The 14845-nt window shown below is 58.9% G+C and carries 12 protein-coding genes and 1 tRNA gene; 7 read left to right on the top strand and 6 right to left on the bottom strand.

The features are described from left to right. Position 1 precedes the first annotated feature (1 nt). Positions 2–403 carry a reverse transcriptase-like protein gene (locus JS82_02150; protein ID QHK18361.1) on the top strand — a complete coding sequence of 134 codons (402 nt, stop codon included), beginning with the start codon at positions 2–4 and terminating at the stop codon, positions 401–403. A gap of 38 nt (positions 404–441) precedes the next feature. Here the strand turns inward: JS82_02150 and JS82_02145 are convergent, their stop codons facing one another. Further along, on the bottom strand, positions 442–1461 hold the full coding sequence (locus tag JS82_02145; GenBank protein ID QHK16991.1) for a hypothetical protein: 1020 nt from the start codon (positions 1459–1461) through the stop codon (positions 442–444). Between the two features lie 132 nt (positions 1462–1593). Between JS82_02145 and JS82_02140 the strand changes: the two genes are divergently transcribed. From JS82_02140 to JS82_02130, 3 genes are read left to right on the top strand one after another with little or no spacing between them, the layout of a single operon-like run. Next, the gene (locus JS82_02140) at positions 1594–2547 is read left to right on the top strand and encodes an ATP-binding cassette domain-containing protein (protein QHK16990.1); all 954 of its coding nucleotides are present in this window, start codon (positions 1594–1596) and stop codon (positions 2545–2547) included. Then, positions 2544–4061, top strand: coding sequence for a hypothetical protein (locus tag JS82_02135; protein QHK16989.1), 1518 nt, complete (start codon positions 2544–2546; stop codon positions 4059–4061). Before JS82_02140 ends, JS82_02135 begins: the two co-directional genes overlap by 4 nt. Continuing rightward, entirely contained in the window at positions 4061–4816 is a 756-nt protein-coding gene (locus JS82_02130; GenBank protein ID QHK16988.1) for a hypothetical protein, read from the top strand. Before JS82_02135 ends, JS82_02130 begins: the two co-directional genes overlap by 1 nt. Positions 4817–4934: 118 nt before the next feature. On the opposite strand, the gene JS82_02125 is transcribed toward JS82_02130, so the two are convergent. Genes JS82_02125 through JS82_02115 form a run of 3 tightly spaced genes read right to left on the bottom strand, consistent with a single transcriptional unit; the run spans position 4935 to position 8737 of the window. Beyond that, positions 4935–7160: a leucine-rich repeat protein gene (locus JS82_02125; GenBank protein QHK16987.1), complete on the bottom strand. Its 2226-nt coding sequence runs from the start codon at positions 7158–7160 to the stop codon at positions 4935–4937. A 32-nt stretch (positions 7161–7192) separates the two neighbouring features. Further along, positions 7193–8095 carry a hypothetical protein gene (locus JS82_02120; GenBank protein ID QHK16986.1) on the bottom strand — a complete coding sequence of 301 codons (903 nt, stop codon included), beginning with the start codon at positions 8093–8095 and terminating at the stop codon, positions 7193–7195. A gap of 9 nt (positions 8096–8104) precedes the next feature. Continuing rightward, entirely contained in the window at positions 8105–8737 is a 633-nt protein-coding gene (locus tag JS82_02115) for a hypothetical protein (GenBank protein ID QHK16985.1), read from the bottom strand. Positions 8738–8946: 209 nt separating this feature from the next. On the opposite strand from JS82_02115, the gene JS82_02110 reads away from it, so the two are divergent. Further along, positions 8947–9747 (top strand): hypothetical protein, encoded by an 801-nt coding sequence (locus tag JS82_02110; GenBank protein QHK16984.1) that lies wholly within the window; start codon positions 8947–8949, stop codon positions 9745–9747. A 4-nt stretch (positions 9748–9751) separates the two neighbouring features. Here JS82_02110 and JS82_02105 read toward each other — a convergent pair whose 3' ends face one another. Continuing rightward, positions 9752–11002 carry a histidine--tRNA ligase gene (locus JS82_02105; protein ID QHK16983.1) on the bottom strand — a complete coding sequence of 417 codons (1251 nt, stop codon included), beginning with the start codon at positions 11000–11002 and terminating at the stop codon, positions 9752–9754. Positions 11003–11085: 83 nt separating this feature from the next. Here JS82_02105 and JS82_02100 point away from each other — a divergent pair, with 83 nt between their 5' ends. Further along, positions 11086–12960, top strand: coding sequence for a hypothetical protein (locus JS82_02100; GenBank protein ID QHK16982.1), 1875 nt, complete (start codon positions 11086–11088; stop codon positions 12958–12960). Between the two features lie 24 nt (positions 12961–12984). Next, entirely contained in the window at positions 12985–14502 is a 1518-nt protein-coding gene (locus tag JS82_02095) for an amidohydrolase family protein (protein ID QHK16981.1), read from the top strand. A gap of 122 nt (positions 14503–14624) precedes the next feature. On the opposite strand, the gene JS82_02090 is transcribed toward JS82_02095, so the two are convergent. Then, a tRNA-Gly gene (locus JS82_02090) sits at positions 14625–14697 on the bottom strand. Positions 14698–14845: the final 148 nt, after the last annotated feature.

The following is a 14845-nucleotide window of genomic DNA, read 5'->3' as shown; positions in this document are numbered from 1 at the left end:
GCTGACCGTCTACTCGGACGGCGGATCCAGAGGGAACCCCGGACCATCGGCCTACGCCATCGTCGTCACGTCCTCCGGAAGGGTCGTGCACGAGCACTCCGAATTCTTGGGGGTCCACACGAACAACTACGCCGAGTACAGGGGGCTCATAGCGGCCATAAACAAGGCCGTGGAGCTGGGCGCCGAGGAGGCGGAGTTCGTCATGGACTCGCAGCTCGTCATCAGGCAGATGACCGGCGAGTACAGGGTGAAGAACCCAGACATGGCGGTCCTTCACGCCGACGCGGAATCGCTGGCGTCGCTCATACCGAAGGTCTCCTACAGGAACGTGAGGAGGTCGGAGGAGTTCATCCCCCGCGCCGACGCGCTCCTGAACGCGGAGATGGACAGGAACCAGAAATGAGAGGAAGGCGGGAGACCCCCGCCGTTTTGTTCCCGAGATCACTCGGCGACAAGGAGACTGCAGTCCGTGAGCTCCATCGTCACCGAGACCCCGTCGAGGGTCGTCTCGGCGCCGTACAGGACACCGGTGTTGGCGCTGCACCACATCGTGACCACGGAGCCGTCTTCTAAGGTCATTACATATTCCCCGCACTGGACATCGCCCGCGATCGTCTGTACGAACACCACGTCGTCGGGCACGATCAGCTGACCGGCGAGGGGGCACAGCAACTGCAGGAACTCGTCCGTCGTGACCGTCGCCCTACCGAGGACGTCCCCGTCGGACGTCTCGACGTAGGTCACGCTGTCGCCGTCCACGGAGACCACCTCGCAGACGTTCACCACGGTTTGCTGCTGTCCGCCGACCGTTCTGGAGTATTCGGTCGTGAAGGTGTCCCCGACCCTGACGATCGGACGGATGTCGTCTACCACGTCACCGGGCTCCGCCGGGACGCAGGGCGTCACATCGGACCCGTGCTCGGGGGCCTCCCCGAACAGGCTCGTGGCCACGAGGTCGACCACGGATGTCATTTGGATGCCGAGAAGGCTCATGGTGATCTCGGTCCTGTAGATCACGTCCCCGTCCCCGACCCAGAACCTGGCCTCCTGTCCCATGCTCTCGACGTGGAAGATCTCGCAGTCGACCGACCCGAAGGCCGTGTCCAGGGTCTCGATGCCCTCGGAGGTCCCTACGGCCCTGGCATCATCGTTGAACCTGATGCTGTCCATGAAGGAGTCGTAGTTCATCTGCATCTCCCCGCCGTCGACGCCGTCGCTGGTGGTGACGGTCATCATGTAGTACCCGTCGGTCGAGGTTATGGTCGTGAGCGTGGACGTCGCCGCGACCCCGGACCCCTCCACCACGGAGGACAGCGATATGTAGTCACCGGGGTACAGCGTGTCCCTAAGCTCAGGAGCGTCGGTGCTGTCGTCCCCGTCGTTCTGTGTGAGCACGACAACCGCCGCGGCGACCACGATCACCGCGACCACGACCGCGCCCACTGCGATCTTGGAGTTCATGCATAGTGGAACGGTTTACAGGATATTTGCAGGTACCCGAAGTAGGCCTATGTAGGGTACGTATCCCATGACGGTATGGCCATGTCTGGACGTGTGCGATGGTTTAAGCTATGATGACTACATACCACCGGTATGGACGGCACACCAGCCATAGAAGCCGTCGGCCTGACGAAGATGTACGGCGGATTCGCCGCCATATCCAACGTCAACCTCACGGTCCGGAAAGGGGAGTTCATGGGCCTTCTGGGTCCGAACGGAGCGGGCAAGAGCACCACCCTCAAAGCCATCACCGGACTGCTGATGCCGACATCCGGCAGCGTTAGAATCGCCGGGATCGACATCCACGACCACAGACGTGCTATGGAGCACGTGGGATGCGTCATCGAGACTCCGGAACCGTACCCCGGATTCACCCCCGCGGAGATCATGGAGTACGTAGGAAGGCTCTACGGACTCGACTCCAGGGAGATCGAGATCCGCGCCAGGGACGTCCTGGAGACGATGAGGATGTGGGAGTGGCGCGACAAGAAGATAGGGGAGTTCTCCAAGGGAATGAGGCAGAGGGTGGTCCTCGCGCAGGCGCTTCTGCCGAACCCCGACACGATCATCCTGGACGAGCCCACGTCCGGACTCGATCCCAGAGGGATGATAGAGATCAGACAGACCCTGGCGGAGCTGAAGCACAGGAACGTCAGTCTGCTGATTTCCACGCACATCCTGAGCGAGGTCTCCGAGATCTGCGGATCGGTCACCATGATCCGCGACGGGAAGGTCATCGCCTCCGGGGATGTCGCCAAGCTCATCCATGGGACCGGGGCGGACAAGGAGATAACCCTCGAGATACGCACGCTCAGACCGTTCACGCCCCAGATCGTCAGCGACCTCACCCGCTGCCAGGGCGTCACCGGCTCTGAGAGGATGGGGGACTACACGCTGAAGCTGCAGTTCTCCGGCTCCACGGAGGACCAGGCCCATGTGAACGAGGTCGCCTTCAGGTCCGGACTCGGGATCCTGGCGCTGAACGAGAAGGGAGCCAACCTGGAGGACCTGTACATGGAGCTCACGAAGGGGGACGAGATCCAATGACCGACGAGGAGACCATACAGAGACCGAAGGGCAGGCGCAACAACTCCATCGACCTGGGCCCCACCCACACGGAGCAGCCCGTCAGGACCGAGAAGAAGCAGATATCGTTCGGAAAGAGGAGGGAGGATCAGCAGAGCGAAGCGTCCTCCGCCGCACAGGACAGACCCGCGACGACGGAGCAGGTCCAGAGGAAGCCGATCGTCTCGTTCGGCAGGAAGAAGGCCGACGAGGAGCCGCCTCGGAGACCGGAACCGTTCGAGGCCGTGAAGCCCCAGCCGCAGGAACAGAGGGAGCCCGTCAGGACCGAGAGGACGTACTCCGCGAGCATCGACATGTCGAAGGCGTCCACCGGACAGCACAAGGCGTCAATAGACCTAGGCTCGGGACAGCCCCGCAGCCAGCCGAAGCAGCCGTCCGTCGACCTCGGAAAGACGGAGAGGAAGCAGACGGTGGGGACCCTGGACCTGGGCACCGCGAAGACCCAGTCGGGGCGCTCCGGGATGGACATCGGGCCTTCCACCGCACAGGACCAGACGACCGCTAAGACCGAGAAGAAGAGACCCTCCCTCGGAGGGCTGGGAAGCGTCATCCCGCTCGGGAAGAAGACGGAGACCGAGGACCGCAAGGGGACCTGGGGCAACACCGGGTACAGCGCGTCCAACGAGCAGGCCCACAGGGACGTGACCTATCACATCCCGTCGTTCGTGAAGCAGACCATGGTCATGTTCATGGTGCAGATGAAGCTGTTCTCGAAGATGAAGTGGACCTACTTCATGCTCTTCGTCGCTCTCCTGATCCCGATCATCTTCTTCTTGGGAGGAGACATGCTGATGACGATGATGAGGATGTATGGCTTCGTCACCGATTTCTCGAACACATACATCGCCGGACTGCTGGCGTTTCTGCCCCTTCTGCTCGGATTGTTCACTTCGATTCTGTGCGGAAGTCAACTTCCGAACGAGTTCAAGGAGAGAACGGCGTATATGAACGTCTCACTTCCAATGAGCAGGGCTTCTTTCTATCTCGGAAAGTACCTGGCAGGTTTCGTGATGAGTCTGGCCATCTTCATGTTCGCATACGGAATGGCGATAGCCACCTCCATGACCAAATACGATGCGATCTTCGCTGACCTGCTTTCGTCATCCCTCGCGTTGACCATTGTCGGCGTGTTCGCATACTCCGCAACGGCGTTCTGCATAGGGAGCTTCATGAGAAGAGGATCATCCATGGTCCCATTCATCCTAATGACTATAGCTCTCCCGCTTGTCTGTACACTGGCCTTCGCCTACTTCCAAGCAGACGGCCCCGATCTATCGGGATTGTTCGTCCTCCCCTGCTTCCTGGGCGAGTCAGCTTTGGGAATCCTGGGAGCGCCGATGTCCGGGTCGGTGGGCATGATCGTGATGCCGTATCTCGATCTGACGAGTATCACACCGAACGTGGTCGTGGGAATCGTCTGGGGAATACTGTTCCTTATCCTAGGACTATTCAAAACAATCAGGAGGGAGATGTGATGAGTCTCAACAAGAGCGTTGCAGTCTCGTTCGTCGTGATAGGACTGCTCCTTTGCACAACACCCATGATGATGGATGAGTCTGATGCGTCAGTGAGCGAGAGGTTTACAGAGAACTACCTCCTCTATGCCCAGTTCGAGAAACAGAGCAACCCCTATGACGATTGGTATTTTGTCGATTACCTTTACTACATAGATGGTTCTGAGAAAGACAGGCAGATGGAGCTCTACAGGTCCGATCCGCAGAGATACAGCATATCCAGTTCGGACGACCGTGAACTGATCACCAGTTCACCTGCAGGCACATTGGTGAATGTTTACATGTGTACGAGCTACTATGACGAGGACTACCCTCCGACGATCTCCTACAACGAACAGAACAAGGATGGAACGAAAGTCCTCGACCCGTATGGTGGCGTGAGCTTCTTCGTGAGAGCTGGCGACACCCTCGAGATCACCGTGAACAGCCTCACCCTGAGCAATGGAACCGACACGCCCCGTGCATACATCTCTGTGGATTACAACCAGGTATACCTGAATCCATCCTTCTCGCATCGCTATACGACCTCGACAGAGGTCAACATGGATTTCGATTACATCTACTCAGCCGTTTACGTTGACATCAACTACGACGTGGAGGGCATCAGCACTCCCAACGGTTCAGCCACGGTGTATATCGCGATCTGTGCTGCCATCACCATAATCGTCTTCGCCGTACTTGTCCTCGCAAGTATCAAGCCCAAGTGGTCGAAGTGATTCAAACGAGGGGGCGACCCCTCACCTTACCTTTCAGAACAATTGAACCAGCAAGACCGAATCCAATGTCACAGAACATTGGAAAAAGGAATCGTGCCCGAAGGCACGTAAGGTGTTTTCAACGGCGACTGTTGACGAACAGCACAAGCACGGTCGCTATTACAGCCACTGCGAATGCCGCCAGCACATAGATGGAGATGTTGTCTGGCGAGACTTCCTTCTCCCAGAATCCGTACAGAATCTGGCTGCTCCTCACACCTGAACCGTCATCGAATTCGACGAAGTTCTCGGAGTCCGTCGACCAACCCCTGAACTTGTATCCGTCCTTGTGTGGGGTTGGAAGGTCTACACCGCCGCTTCCGGTGACCAATATGCTGTCCGTCTTCACACCGATCTGTGTGTCGAAAACGATCATGTAGCCGTCAGACCTGCTGGCGGTTCCTTTGGAGAGATAGATCTCGTCCATGTCTCCAACATAGACTGTGGACCAACCGTCGGCGGAAGTCCTCGCCTCGACCTTCTCCCCGCTCTTGCTGTCGGAGTACATCAGAACGTTGGACAGGCCCGTGATGACCAGATTGTCGTCGTACAGGCTGACGGACATGCTGTCATCGAGATGAACGATGAACAAACCGGGGTTTCCGGTTATCTCCGTATCGTTGCCGACCGCGAGCATATCCAGTTGTGGACAGTTGTTGAACACCCCTCTTCCGAAATCGACCTTGTTGGCGCCCAGGGTTATCTTGCTGAGGGCGTTGCACCCTTCGAAGGCGTAGTCGCCTATGGAGGTGCATGAGTCCATGCTGACCTCCGAGAGACTGACGCAGTATCTGAAGACGCTGTCGTTGAGTTCTGTGACACTGTCCATCGTCACCTTCGTTAGTTTCGAACAATTCTCGAATATCCCCGAAGGTATGCTCAGATCGTCCGTCACTGTGAGTTCCTTCAATGCCGTGTATTTCCCTGGATTGAATCCGGTAACATCGCAGGCCATTCCGTGGAAGTACATCGTATCACCGACCGTGGCGACTCCGGAACCGGAATCGCTGTATCCCGTGATCCTTGCACTGAGGTCGACGTTGGTGAGAATGCCGTCCTCCTCGTTGAACATGTCCAGCTGGCAGTCCACGAGCCATCCGTCCATCTCCTTGAGATCCTGCACGCTGTCCGCTGTCACCTTGACGACTCCCATGGGAAGCAGCTTGTACGAGCTGCCTGCAGTCACCTTCATCTGGATGCTTTTTCCGTCGGTTGCGATGGTCGCACCGGCGCCCCCATCATCCATGCAGCTCTCGGTGACCGCCCATCCGGAATACAGCGTGTACCTGAGTGTGAACGTTCCGTTGGCGTATGATGGGGTGACCGATGACATCCCTTGGGAAGAATACGAGATGGCGGTCGCCTTCGTTCCAGAATCCAGCTTGTTGAAGGTCACGTCACCTGATGTCTTCAGCAGATCGATGACATAGACGACGTTCTCGGTCCCCATGTTGACCGTCCTGACGGTAGACGGCAGCACCACGACGCCTGTGGGTGTGTGTCCCGGAGTGTATGCAACGACTGTTGTCTCTCCCGAATCGTACAGGATGTGTCCCGCGCTGTCGACCTTGTATGAGGATGTGCTGGAGACCTCGAACTTCGTGAGTTTCTCACATCCGGCGAACACTGTCTTCCCGTCACCGAGTGTAGCCGAGACGAGATTAACGGATATCAGCTCCTTGCAGTTCTGGAACGCATAGTCACCTATCGTCGGCGATGCAATGTTCGATATCGTCTTCAATTCGGAACAGTCCTTGAACGCATTGGCTCCGACCGACGTGACGTTCTTCAGATCGACTGTAGCTAGGGTGGAACAACCGTTGAACGAGTCCGCCTCTATCGACACGTTGGTCGAAGAAGAATTGAACGAAACTGTTGTAACCTTTGCGTTTTTGAATGCGTTAGCGGATATGTTTGGATCCCCTCCTGTTATAACCAGGGTGAATCCGGTTGTGTCGAAGATGTCATCTGGATAATAACCACTTGTTCTTTTGTCATCATTTGATAATGTTGCGGACTCGAGTGTCCAACTTCCCCATGACGTAGAGCTATCAGAATCGAGCGCGGATATCTGGTTGGTTGTTTGAGAGACTGTAATCGTGAGTGTATGACTCTCACAATTATAGCTCCATGAGGCGGCAGATGATCCGGCTGAAGTCTTTCCTTTAGCAGAAACAACCGTTGGCTCGGTGGTAGGTGTATCATCGCCAGATGTATACCCATTTGTCGGACCATCTCCCGTTGTTTGAGTAGCATCGAGAGAGCTATCTTCGAATACGGACACTCCACCCACGATAGCAACCATGAGCAAAACAGTCAACAGGATTGCTTTCGAATTCATCTCAGACCTCCTGATGTTGCTTTAGTAAGACTTCTCTTGGAATCAGTAATCAGAGCACCGATCTCCTCAATCATCTGGACGTAGTCCGTGTTGGCAACGGACGGCCCGATGCCGATCCTGTCTGGGCCGTTCGAAAGAGAAGTGATGAAGACCCCCGCCGAACCACCTGATCCAATCCTGATATGGACCCAGTCCTTGGTTCTGCATGAGATCATGTAGAGAACCGAACCGAGAATGAAGACCCCCGCCCCGACAGCAGCCGAGACCAGAATAAGTGCGGACATGGAGTTGTGTATCATCAGGTCGGAAGGCACGGAAAATTCATCCCCCTGCCCTATGTCCGAGACGGCTTCTGCCACACCTGCGATGTGTCCGCTCAGATACCCCCTCTGATACTCGGAGGAACCGAACTGGTCCATCGTCGGTGGAACGTATCCCGAGGGAATCGTGACATCCCTGCCTTCTGTTAGGGCGCTCATGAACTCGGTGTAGTATCCGAGCTCCACTCCGACATTGTATCCAGTCTCATAATCCCCGTCGGTGGCCAGCGCGTCTGTCTCGACGGCCCACACATAGGGTGCGAAGATCAGTATGAACCCGACGATTACCATCAGGACCGGAACTCTGACGTCCCTGCCGAACTTCGCCATGATGGACGACATGGACGAAATGCTGTCGATGCTGGTCTCCTGATGGATAGAGCTGGGCTGCCTCCTCCCGGAGGCCTCCATGTCGTATATCACGCGCCTGTTCGTGACCGTGATGGTGCCCCTGGACTCCCTCTTCTTCCTGGAGCCCTTCGGGATGACCGTCCCGGCGAACACGGCGCAGTTGTCGACGGCCGTGCAGCTGTACTGCCTCACGACCTCCTCGCCATCGGCGAGTCTTAGCTCAGCCATTCGACCCCCTCACTCGGAAGTCCACTTGGCGATGCAGGCGTCCCCATTGGTCTGGAGGTCGATGATGAGCGCTCCGATCTCGGACGCCATCTCCTTGAACTCGGGGGTGGGCATCATGTAGAAGGACAGCGCCTGCTCCTCCCTGCGGCTCATGCCGGACACGTGGATGCCGGTCTCTGACGCGACGGTGTTGATCTTCATCATCATGAGCTGGTCGACGCCCCTCATAGCGAGGACCAGGAACAGAACGCCGAAGACCAGGACGATGACCCCGGGCACGAGGTACATGTACTCCATGTCGTCGAGGATTGCGTAAATTGAGACCAGAAGGCCGATGATCATGAGCGCCAGAGGAAGCACGACGCTCTTCTTGGCGTCCGCCTGGATGAACTCCGTGGAGGTGATCCTGTCGATGAACGCCTCCTGGAGATGCATCGCGGGGGTGTTGGACCCTTTGGAGGGCGCCGCGGCCTCCGCGTAGTACAGGACCCTCTTGTTCGTGACGACCACGAGGCCGTCCGTGTCCGGCCTCTTCTTGACGAGGCCGGTCGCATCAAGGCTGTTGTCGGAGGACTTGTAGTCCACGACCGCACATCTGTACTTGCGGACCACCTGCTCCCCCTCGGCTAGCAGTAGTGACATTTTAATCGCGCGCGCATGAGCATGTACCTATTAATGTCTTAGTATGGCGATAATGGCTACATACCGTGTCTGTATCTGGACACACCTGTGGAAGTTGCCTGTGCCAGATATCTGGAAATCGGTGACACTTCGAGACGTGTTCGGAAGGCACCGGCGCGATGGCAAGGCTTATCATCGTACTTTCTGTTCCTTGGGATTAGGTGTAACGAATGAGATTCGGAGAGAACTCCAGAAAAGGGGCGTCCTCACTGATCGTCGTGATGCTGGTCGCCGTCATCGCACTTGCCGGAACTGCGGTGTATGTGGCGCTCGATCGGACGGTACTGACGACGGACGGGTACGCCCTGCCTGGATCAACGTACACATATTCCGTAGAAATGAGTGGTACAAGCATATTGAGTGAATCCTATGAGATTGTCGGCTACTATGATGGAGAATATTATCAAAGAACAATAGCAGGACTATCTGGAAGTAGCAACGTGATATCTCCTCATGAATTTAGTATCGGGGAAGTTCCAGATGACGTAAAGACTGAATCCATTACAGTCAACGTACCTGGATTAGGAAACACGTCTGCTACTCGTTACAGCACAACAGAAAATGGCAACGACATTTCCGTTACAATAATCCTCGGCGGACTGGCATACTCTGTCAACATTGGGGGAGAAAGGATCAGTATTACGAGTGCTGATTTCTCAGTCGGCACATATAACGATCCGGATATCCCATCATCGACATTCACATCCGCCAACAACAGTCATGCCACGATTTCATGTATTAGCTCGTCTACAAACGGCAACTACCTTTACGAGGTGACTGTCCCATCCACAAGCGGAAACGCATACTATATCGGCAACGAATCCAAGATTCCTCTGAACCTCAGTTCTGGAAGCACAAGCTTCACTGTCGAATCCGATGAGATGTACAACGATCCAATACTGACTATCGCCAACAACACTATCTCGGAGATACGTTGTGGAAGTACGACATACAGTGCTGCGACTAGTTAAACGATCAGCAACCTCTGATCTTCCCGCAGAACTCCGCCACCTTCACAATGGTCTGCTCCCCCGTGGACATGTCCCTGAGGGTGACGGAGTCCTGCTCCATCTCCTTCTCGCCCACGATGACGGCGTACCTTGCCTTGGCCGACGACGCGAACTTCAGCGCCTTGGCCATCTTCCTGCCCATGATGTCCATGTCTGCGGAGACGCCGGAGGCCCTCAGCATGGCTGTGACCTCGGCGGCCTTGACCCTCATGCCCTCGGTGACCGGCACCACGTAGGCGTCGATTCCCTCGGGGTCGTAGGAGCTGCCCTCCTTCTCGAGTGCCAGCAGGATCCTGTCGAACCCTATGGCGAATCCGGTGGAGAATACCTTCTCCCCTCCGAAGAGCTCGGACAGGGTGTACGAGCCGCCTCCGCAGATCTGCTTCTCCGCGCCAAGCGCGGGTGCCTCTGCCTCGAAGACCATGCCGGTGTAGTAGTCCAAGCCCCTGACGACGCCCAGGTCGATCTCCAGGTCCTCGACTCCCATGACCTTCAGGTACGCGACGACCTGCCTGAGCCAGTCCCCGGCCTCTCCCGGGACCCTGTCCAGGACCTCCACGCCGCCGACGGTCTCCGTCAGCGAGAAGATGTCGTCGATGTCCTCGGCCTTCACGCCCATGTCCTCCATGAGCGGCCTCGCCTCGTCGTAGAGCTTCTTGTCGAGCTTCTGGAGGACCTCCGCGGTCCTCTCCGCCGGGACGCCGGCGTCGGCGATCCTCTGCCTGAGGACCCCGATGTGGCCGATGCGGATGCGGTAGTTCTTCACGCCGATCTGCCCGATCATCGCGTAGGCGAGCGCGATCGCCTCGGCGTCCGTCTCGGGCGTGGCGCTGCCGATGATCTCGGCACCGAACTGGAAGAACTCCCTGTACCTCCCGCTCTGGGGCCTCTCGTACCTGAAGCACTGCCCGAAGTAGAACACCTTGATGGGCTTGGGCTCGTTGCTCATGTTGTTGACGAACATCCTGACGACCGGCGCGGTCATCTCGGGACGGAGGGCGATCTGCCTGCCGCCCTTGTCCTCGAAGGCGTAGAGCTCCTTCAGCACGTTGGGCCCGGACCTCAGGATGAAGAGCTCCGCGTCCTCGAAGATGGGGGTCTCCACCTCCCTGAAGCCGAACGTCCTCGCGGTATGCCTGAGCCTGTTCTCGTAGAACCTGCGTTTCTCCAACTCATCGGGGAGGAAGTCCCTCGTACCGCGCGGACACTGAATCATGGAGGTTGCGATGGACAGGACGCATATAATCCTTGTCCGCGCGCATGCGACCAGTCATATACGCGCGGACGCGATAACATGTCATGGACGCCAGGACGCTGGCAGGGAAGTCCCTGTTCTTCGTGCTCATCTGCGTTTTCGTCTCGGGGTTCTCCCGCGCCTTCGGGCCGGAGAACAACCTGGTCGGCGTCATAATCATCGTCCTAGCCCTCACCATGCTCTCCAGGGACCTGTCCGTCAGGCCCGTGTGGAACCTCGGCGTGGTCACCGCGTGCACCCTCGCCATGGGGGCGTTCTCCTTCCTGTCCGTGTGGACCGGCAACCCGTACATGGGTGCCGTCCTGAACTTCTCGTTCGTCTTCGGGGCGTGCTTCTACGCCATGCACGACCTGAACTCCCCGATGCACTTCCCGTTCCTCCTCGGATACGCGTTCATGCTGTCCGTCCCCGTGACGGCGGAGGGCCTCCCCCTGAGGCTGCTGGCACTCGTCGCCGGGTCCGTCTTCGTCGTCGGCCTCAACGTCCTGTTCCACTACGCGTCCAAGGGCAGGAGGGAGCGCGAGGGGATGGCCGCCATATGCGAAGAGGTGGCGTCGCTGTGCGTCTCGGTGAAGGCCGGCGCGGCGACCGACACGGGCAGGCTGGACGAGCTCTGCGGCAGGATGGACGGCTACCTCTACGAGAGGCTCAAGTCCAGGTTCCTGTCCAGGCCCGGCGACCGCAGGATGCTGGACATCGTGGTCTCGCTGCAGGTCGTGGGAACCGTGGTGAGCCTCAGGGAGCGCGACCCCGCGGTTCTGGACGGCATCGCGGACATCGCCAACCGCATGTCCTCGTACCAGAAGGGAGAGGACATGCAGCCGCTGCTGGACTCCATCGATTCGTTCCTCAGGGACCGCCCGGAGTCCGACCCTGAGACCCGCGCGGCGCTGAGGCTGCTTAGGGACCAGCTGTGGAGGCTGTCCTTCAGCACCTCCGCAGACAGGTTCGACACGGCGGACATACCGGCGTCCTTCAGGATCGGGACGGTCCTGAGGGAGAGCCTGCGCCGCGACTCGGCCAGGTTCACGTTCTCCTTCCGCATGGCGCTCATGTTCTCGCTCTGCGCGTTCGTCTGGCAGTACACCGGCGACGACAACGCCAAGGCCCTCGCCTTCACAACCATAGCGATGGTCCAGCCCTACCTCGAAGGCACGGCCAGGCGCGCGGCCCTCCGTCTGGTCGGGACGGTCGCGGGCATCCTGGCCGCCATAGCCTCCCTGGTCGTCGCCGGTGGCGACCTTGCCGTTCTGACCGTGATAATGCTCGTCTCCAACTACGTGTTCACTGTCGTGTCGCCCAAGAGGTACGACGTGATGATGGGCTTCGTGACGCTGTCCTCCCTGCTGACGGCGATAATGACGAACCCGCCCGAGACGATCCTGACGGAGAGGGTCGCGTTCATCTTCGCCGGCGTGCTGATCGCCAGCGTCGCCAACAGGGTGATTCTCCCGTACCGCCTCTCCGACGAGAACTCCGTCCTCTGCAGGAGGTACCTGGGCATCACCCTGGAACAGATCCGGTGCCTCGGGGAATCCGCTGACGGACGCCAGGACAGGCTGACGGAGACCGCCCTGATCCTGAAGGCCGCCACGGTGTCGTCCAAGATCAGGACCAACCTGACCCAGAGGGCCGACCTGCCCATCCGCGTACTGCTGTCCAGGCAGGACAGGGTGACGACGGGCATCGCGCTGGTCTCCAGGTCCCTTTCCACGGCCGGCTCCGAATGCAGGAGCCTTGTCCGCGGGATGGTCTCGGGGTTCGACCCGGGTTCACGCACGGACGTCCGGGTGCCCGACACGTCCGGACTGGATCAGAAGGAGTCGGACCTGGTCAGCCAGACCGCCGACGTCCTGAACGGGTACCTGCGCGACTCCGCGCTGCTCGGAGTGGTCGGGAAGAGGGGACGCCAATTATAACATCGCACAACCCCATGACGGCTCATGCGCACGATCTTCCTGGGCGGACACATCCTGACGATGAACGAGACGGAGGCGGAGGCCATCCTCGTGGAGGACGGGAGGATAGCCGCGATCGGAAGCTCCGACAGACTTAGGTCGCTCCATCCGGACGCCGAGGTCCGCGACCTCGGAGGCAGGACCCTGATGCCAGGATTCGTCGACGCGCACGGACACTTCGCCGCCTACGCCATGTCACTCCTGCAGCTGTCGCTTAGGGAGGCCCGCGACATGGACACCCTCCTCGGCCTTGTGGCGGACAGGGCGAATTCGACCGCCGACATGGGATGGGTGGATGCGCGCGACTACGACCCGTCGAAGCTCTCCGAGCGCAGGGACCCCTCGCTGGAGGAGCTCGACTCCGCATGTCCCGACAAGCCCCTGTGCCTTCACCATGTGTCCGGACACCTGGGGCTCTTCAACTCCGCCGCGATGGAGGCCCTCGGCCTGGACTCCTACCGTCTGGAGGAGGGGCCGTTCATCTCCGCCATCCAGAGGATCCCCGCCGGGTCCCCCGAGGACGTCTACAGGGTGCTGCTGGAGGCGCAGGAGCGTTTCGCCTCGTACGGGATAACCACCGCCCAGGAGGCGCTGATCAAGAGGGAGATGGTGCCGCTGGTGAAGCCGCTGGTGGAATCCCCCGACTTCTGGATAGACGTCATGGGGTTCGTCGACGCCACGAACCGCGTGGAGGTCATGGACATGCTCGGGTTCCCCGCAGGGGAGTGGAACGGGCATCTGAAGGTCAAAGGGGTGAAGATCCTCCTGGACGGCTCTCCGCAGGGAGGCACCGCGTGGATGGAGGAGCCGTACCTTGACGGCCACAACGGCGGCGCCACCGTGGGGATCGGGGATATGCACAGGTACCTGAGGGAGGCCGCCGAGCTGGGACTTGAGGTTGCTGTCCACTGCAACGGGGACGCCGCCTGCAGGGCGCTGGTCGACGAGGCCGAGAAGGTCTCGGAGGAGACCAACCTCCGCCAGCACGTTGTGATGGTCCATGCGCAGTTCCTCACCCCGGACCTGATGGACCGGATGAAGGCGATCGGCATGGAGCCGTCGTTCTTCGTGTCGCACGCCTGGTACTGGGGCGATCTGTACGTGGATCTGTTCGGCCGTGACAGGGCAGACCGCCTGAGCCCGTGCGGGACCGCACTGTCTAAGGGCATGAGGATCACGATCCACCAGGACGAGCCTGTTCTGGAGCCCTGGCCGATGGACTCGATGTTCTGCGCCGTCAACAGGGTCACCGAGAACGGCGACATCCGCGGCGAGGGGGAGAGGATCGGCGTCATGGACGCGCTGAGGGCGGTCACCGTGGACTCCGCCGGACAGAACCGCGAGCCCGGGATCGGGGAGATCAGGGAGAGCTTCTTCGCAGACCTGATTGTCCTGGACCGCGACCCGCTGAGGTGCGAGCCCTCCGAACTGAGGGACGTCAGGGTGCTCGAGACGATAAAGCGCGGTAAAACGGTCTACAGGGCGGGAGAAGACCGTCGCTGAGACGGACCGTCGGTTCGAACCTTATGCGGGTCTCGCGAACATCGGAGAAGCGACACGTGACGGAAAATCCGAATCGCACATTGGATGTCAAGAATCAAGAATCGCAAGAAGGAAGGAATGAGTGCGGACGCCGGGATTCGAACCCGAGTTCTAACCTTGGCAAGGTTAAGTGATAACCAGCTACACTACGTCCACACGTGGTAAGCTGGGGATTGTCTGATTGGATATAAAGATATCGGACGATTTGCGGACCACCCGCTCAGATGCCCGCGGCATCCTCCCGTCCCGCCCACGGGCCCTTTTAATAATATTTATAAAGGATTTCCAAGTACGCATCGTTGAA

The sequence above is a fragment of the Methanomassiliicoccaceae archaeon DOK genome (genome assembly GCA_009911715.1).
Lineage (GTDB): Archaea > Thermoplasmatota > Thermoplasmata > Methanomassiliicoccales > Methanomethylophilaceae > Methanoprimaticola.
Note: the sequence above shows the minus strand (reverse complement) of the source record. Positions and strands in the feature narration are given on the sequence as shown.